This window comes from Pseudorhodoplanes sp., assembly GCF_046289595.1.
GTDB lineage: Bacteria > Pseudomonadota > Alphaproteobacteria > Rhizobiales > Xanthobacteraceae > Pseudorhodoplanes.
Genome location: NZ_JBKBVB010000190.1, coordinates 1 through 4,800 on the forward strand (window position 1 = coordinate 1; position 4,800 = coordinate 4,800).

4 protein-coding genes and 2 pseudogenes are annotated in these 4,800 nt (G+C 61.2%); 3 read left to right on the top strand and 3 right to left on the bottom strand.

Features of this window, described 5'->3' with window-relative positions:
* A pseudogene (locus ACK41X_RS22510) lies at positions 1-119 on the top strand (IS5/IS1182 family transposase); the annotation flags it as partial.
* Positions 120-166: 47 nt separating this feature from the next.
* Here ACK41X_RS22510 and ACK41X_RS22515 read toward each other — a convergent pair.
* Entirely contained in the window at positions 167-412 is a 246-nt protein-coding gene (locus tag ACK41X_RS22515) for a hypothetical protein (RefSeq protein WP_409728266.1), read from the bottom strand.
* 129 nt (positions 413-541) lie between these two features.
* Between ACK41X_RS22515 and ACK41X_RS22520 the strand changes: the two genes are divergently transcribed.
* Positions 542-2,740, top strand: coding sequence for a helix-turn-helix domain-containing protein (locus ACK41X_RS22520; RefSeq protein WP_409728269.1), 2,199 nt, complete (start codon positions 542-544; stop codon positions 2,738-2,740).
* 162 nt (positions 2,741-2,902) lie between these two features.
* Here the strand turns inward: ACK41X_RS22520 and ACK41X_RS22525 are convergent, their stop codons facing one another.
* Together ACK41X_RS22525 and ACK41X_RS22530 are read right to left on the bottom strand one after the other, a co-directional pair.
* Positions 2,903-3,760, bottom strand: a complete 858-nt coding sequence (locus ACK41X_RS22525) for a prephenate dehydratase (RefSeq protein ID WP_409728272.1) — start codon at positions 3,758-3,760, stop codon at positions 2,903-2,905.
* A 31-nt stretch (positions 3,761-3,791) separates the two neighbouring features.
* On the bottom strand, positions 3,792-4,529 hold the full coding sequence (locus ACK41X_RS22530; protein WP_409728275.1) for a 3-deoxy-manno-octulosonate cytidylyltransferase: 738 nt from the start codon (positions 4,527-4,529) through the stop codon (positions 3,792-3,794).
* Between the two features lie 160 nt (positions 4,530-4,689).
* Between ACK41X_RS22530 and ACK41X_RS22535 the strand changes: the two are divergent.
* Positions 4,690-4,800 (top strand): annotated as a pseudogene (locus tag ACK41X_RS22535) (cytochrome c family protein); the annotation flags it as partial.

Sequence of the window (4,800 nt, forward strand, 5' to 3'; positions counted from 1 at the left end):
AGCTGAAGCACTTCCGGCGCATCGCCACCCGATACGACAAGCTTGCCAGGAACTTTCTTGCTGCCATCGCACTGGCGGCGTCACGCCTCTGGCTCAGGCATTATGAGTCCACTACCTAGTCCGCGGCCGTCCTCGATACACGCCGTACCCGGGACCACCGAACCGATCACCGCCTTAAGCGCCAATCGATCGTGCATGTTGAGAGGGGGCGCACCTGCGTTGGGCGATCAAGATGGACTTCGGCAGGGTCCATGCTCAGCTCCTCGTCGAACGGCTCGCCGAAGAACGGCTGGCGCCGCACGCGCGCACCGTTCGACCAGACCAGCTCAATCGAGCGATACTTGTCGTCCAAGGTGGACGGCATCAGGTCGGCAGCCCGGAGTGACGCGGGCAGCGCTGTTGTCGTCTTCATTGTTTTCATAATTTTCAATGGCTTAGGGGCCAGAACCGTCCGACCTACGCCCACCAAGGCACATTTTGATTGCATTCGGCTCATCTTTGCATATATGCATATGGCGAACGCACACCGTCGGAGAGTGTCATGCAAAAAATCCCAAGTGACGTCGGCCGAGTTCTCGAACGCCTGCGAAAGGAGGCCGGCCCTAAGCAGTCAGACTTGGCCGAAGCCCTTGGGGTCCATCCAAGCCGCGTGTCACGGTGGGAAACCGGAGCCGCGCAGGCGGCAGCCGAAGAGATCGTCGAGTACCTGAAGGCGATCGGTGGTGACGCGGCGGCTCTGTATCAGCGCATCCTTGCCACACGCTGGGTGGATATCGATCCCCCAGACCCTTGGCATCCGGATGCAGTTTCGCTCGTGGACGCAATGACCTTGCTGCAACGGCTCGACGAGCAGGTCATCAACGATCCCGCACTACCCCAATCGTTGTCCGGTCAAGCGCAATTCTTACGTGAACGCCTGATCGCGTCAGCTCGCTACCTATCGAATCTCACGCACCACATCGCATTCATTGGCAAGATCGGCGACGGCAAGACAACTGCTCTTTGCTTCCTAACCGGCTTGGTACGTCCCTCCCGCAAGCAGCCCCGCGATCTGCGTGACGAGTGCCTCCTCGCGACTCAGCGCAGCCGAACTACGCTTTGCGAAGCAGCGGTGAGGGGCGAACCTGTCGAAAAGGGACCGGGAACGATCCGCTTTCGGATTTCGATCGAACCCCAGCCGAACGAAGAAATCTATCGACTGGTCCGGGAGTACGCATTGGACCTCTGGAATAGCAGGTCGGGCGAGAAGCGACCGCCGGAGGAGAGCCGCGGCCCTTCTATCGAAGTCGAGCGCGCCCTTCGCAATATGGCAAAGTTGAAAACTGAAGAAGTGAAGCACCCGGACGGCCGAGTCGAGAGCCGACGCGAAGAGAGCGAACTCGCCCGGAACGCGTCTTCGGTCGAAGAACTGCAATCAGCAATCGCTGAGCGTTTGCAGCTGTTCAAGAGAACGGAGCGTGAGTTGGTTTGGACCGGTGTGAGCGAGATCGAAGGTCGCAACTGGCTGAAGAAAACTTACTCCGACATTAACCTTGGCAACGCTCCAACCGTTTCTCTTCCGGCGCGCGTTAGAGTGACCGTTCCGTTCTCCATCATGGAAGGCTCTCAATTCGAGATCGAAGCGATTGACACAAAAGGCATCGATGGCGCTGCAACGCGTCCAGACATCCAAGCCATCTTGGACGACTCGAGGTCGCTGCCAGTGCTGTGCACGACGCTCGGGGACGCGCCTGGTCCACACTACGACAGTCTCTTTACGCAACTAGCAGATACCGGGGCCCTCCAGCAGTTCGCAGAACGCGCAGTCCTGCTCGTGTTGGATAAAGAAAAAGAAGCGCTGACGGTTGCGGACGATTCGACTGGCCTAGACGTCGAAACGGTCGATCAAGGACGCCGAATCAAACGCGATCATGCGCGGCGCGAGCTCGAACGGCGTGGCCTCGGCGCCATGCCGATTCTTTTCTTCAACGCTTCAGAAGATGATCCTGGCGACGTTAACCAGCAGCTTCTAGCGAGGATCTCCGAAATCCGCCGGCGTGAATCCGGCCGGTTGGAACGGATTGCGGAAGCCGTCAACGCCCTGATCGACAACCGTGCGCAGCAAAGCGCCGAGGCAGAATTGCGAGAAGCAGTTCGCCATCTCGAAACCGTGCTCGACCAGATCAGAGATTTGGCTCCTTCCGTTCGGCCGTTCTTCGAGGCGCTGCTGCGGCAAATCGTTGATCGCGGCACTCACCAAAAGTCATTGCTCGCCTCAGTCAGTCGAGCCGGCTCTTGGTGGAATTTCGACGTTTATCACGCATTGGGGTCCGGTGCTGCGGAAGATGCGAACCTGAGAGCTCGCGAAGCTTACGACCAAATCAGGATTGCGCTTAAGAATCTGATCAAGGACAAAAAATACGCGAGCTGCCAGAAGTTCCTTATCGCACTCTCGGAGAGTGCGGAGAAATGGTTTGAAAATTTCTTGGCGGGCGCGAGAACTGTCGCGGCTGAAGTCTGTCGACCGGTACTTTCGGAAGCCGGCGACCTCTGGACGCGATGCGAAGCTGACTACAGAACGGGGTTCAAGGGGCATGTTCAGAACCACCTAAAAAAGTGGTTCGAAGAGCAGGCGCCGCGCTCGATGCATGCAGCCGTCGAAGAAGGACTCCAGCGAGCATGGACGAACCACGTAATTCGTCCGCTAGAGGGCGCGCTGGGAACTGCCAAGGCGCGGAACGACAAGTTCGATTCGTTCTAATTCTCGCGCCCGCCGGATACCGCCGCAGAAATTTCTGCGGCGGCTTGTGTCGAGTTGGCGTTCATGGCCGGGACGTCACACGAGGCGGCGTCGCGCAGCCTTGCGATAGCGCCATGCCGTAAAATCCGAAATTACGTCATTGTGCGATCATTCAGCGTGCCGTCACTCTGCTACTTCCCTGAACGTCGCGCGATAGGGATGCGCGGGATACACGCCGAGGATCTTCGTCTCCTTGGAGAAATACTCCAGCTCCTTGAGCGCCAGCGCGACATTGTGGTCGTCGGGATGCCCCTCGATGTCGGCGTAGAACATCGTGGCGAAGAAATTGCCCTCGATCATGTAGCTTTCGAGCTTGGTCATGTTGACGCCGTTGGTGGCGAAGCCGCCCATCGCCTTGTAGAGCGCGGCCGGAATGTTGCGCACCCGGAAGATGAAGGTCGTCACCACCGGGCCGTTGCCACCTTCCGCCCATTGCGGCTCGCGCGCCAGCACGATGAAGCGCGTGGTGTTGTGCGCCTCGTCCTCGACATCGTCGGCGAGAATGTCGAGGCCGTAGATTTCGGCGGCAAGGCGCGAGGCGATCGCGGCGCAGGTCTTGTCGCCGCGCTCGGCGACCTCGCGCGCCGAGCCCGCGGTGTCGGCGGCGACGATCGGCCTGATCTTCAGCTTGCGGATGATGTTGCGGCACTGACCGAGCGCATGGACATGGCTTTCGACCGTCCTGATGCCGTCGAGCGTCGCGCCCTTCGGCGCCACCAGCTGATGCTTCACCGGCAGGAACCATTCGGCGACGATGTGCAGGCCCGAGCGCGGCATCAGGTGATGGATGTCGGCGACGCGGCCGGCGACCGAATTCTCGATCGGGATCATGCCGAGCGCGGCCTCGCCGCTGGTCACCGCCGCGAAGGCATCCTCGAAGGTCGGGCACGGCATCGGCTCGTAATCGGGATAGGCCTCGCGGCAGGCGAGGTGCGAGTTGGCGCCGGGCTCACCCTGGAAGGAGATTCTCTTTTTGGTCATGCGGTCCGTTACGATTGACAGAGGATGGACGTTAATTGGCGAGCAGACGGCGGGCGGTCTCAAGGTCGTCCGGCGTATCGACCCCGAGCGGGACCGAGGACACGATCGCAACATCGATGCGCAGACCGGCCTCAAGGGCGCGTAGCTGTTCGAGCTTCTCACGTTTTTCGAGCATGGACGGCGGCAGCGCGACGAAGCGCTCCAGCGCCGCCCGCCGGTACGCATAAAGACCGATGTGATGGTAAAGCGGCCCCTCGCCGTAGGGAGCGGTGGCGCGGGTGAAATAGAGCGCGCGCAGCCGGTCCGGCGCAACCGGTGAGCCGACCACCTTCACCACATTCGGGTTGAACCGCTCCTCGTCCTTGGTGATTGCGGCGCAGAGGGTGCCGATATCGACCGCCGGATCGTCCAGAAGACCGACCGCCGACCGCAGATCGTCTGGCGCGAGCGTCGGCAGATCGCCCTGAACATTGACCACGATACGGACACGCCCGTCCGGATCGGCGATCTGCAGGGCCTCGTGAATGCGGTCCGAGCCGGAGGCGTGATCGGTCCTCGTCATCAGCGCACGGGCTCCGGCTTTCTCGACGGCGGCCAGAATCGGCTCGGAATCGGTCGCAACGATCACCTCGCCCAGATGCGCGGCCTCGGCGCGCCGGATCACGTGCTCGATCATCGGCTTGCCGGCAATGTCCGCCAGCGGCTTGCCCGGCAGCCGGGTGGCCGCCAGGCGGGCCGGGATCAGAATCAGGACGTCGCTTTTGGGCATCGATTCGAGCGGTCGTTCGGGCAGTCCCAAGGTGCCACCAATGTCGCAGGGCTGCGCCCGCTTATACGGGTTGCCACCCGTGGCGCAAACCGGCTAATCATGCGCCGCCGCGGGCGGCTCCTGCCCGCGCCTTACGATCACGGGCTGCTGTGGAGCGCCGATGGACTCTTTCGAACTCAACAAGATCATGGGCGCCGTGCTGGCGACCTGCCTTGGCATTCTGACCATCAATATCGCCGCGGGCGCGATCTTTGCGCCCGGCAAGATCGAG

Excerpts from the sequence above, each read along its gene's own strand:
- ACK41X_RS22515 (WP_409728266.1), bottom strand. The coding sequence starts at position 412 with ATGAAGACGACAACAGCGCTGCCCGCGTCACTCCGGGCTGCCGACCTG.
- ACK41X_RS22520 (WP_409728269.1), top strand. The coding sequence starts at position 542 with ATGCAAAAAATCCCAAGTGACGTCGGCCGAGTTCTCGAACGCCTGCGA.
- ACK41X_RS22525 (WP_409728272.1), bottom strand. The coding sequence starts at position 3,760 with ATGACCAAAAAGAGAATCTCCTTCCAGGGTGAGCCCGGCGCCAACTCG.
- ACK41X_RS22530 (WP_409728275.1), bottom strand. The coding sequence starts at position 4,529 with ATGCCCAAAAGCGACGTCCTGATTCTGATCCCGGCCCGCCTGGCGGCC.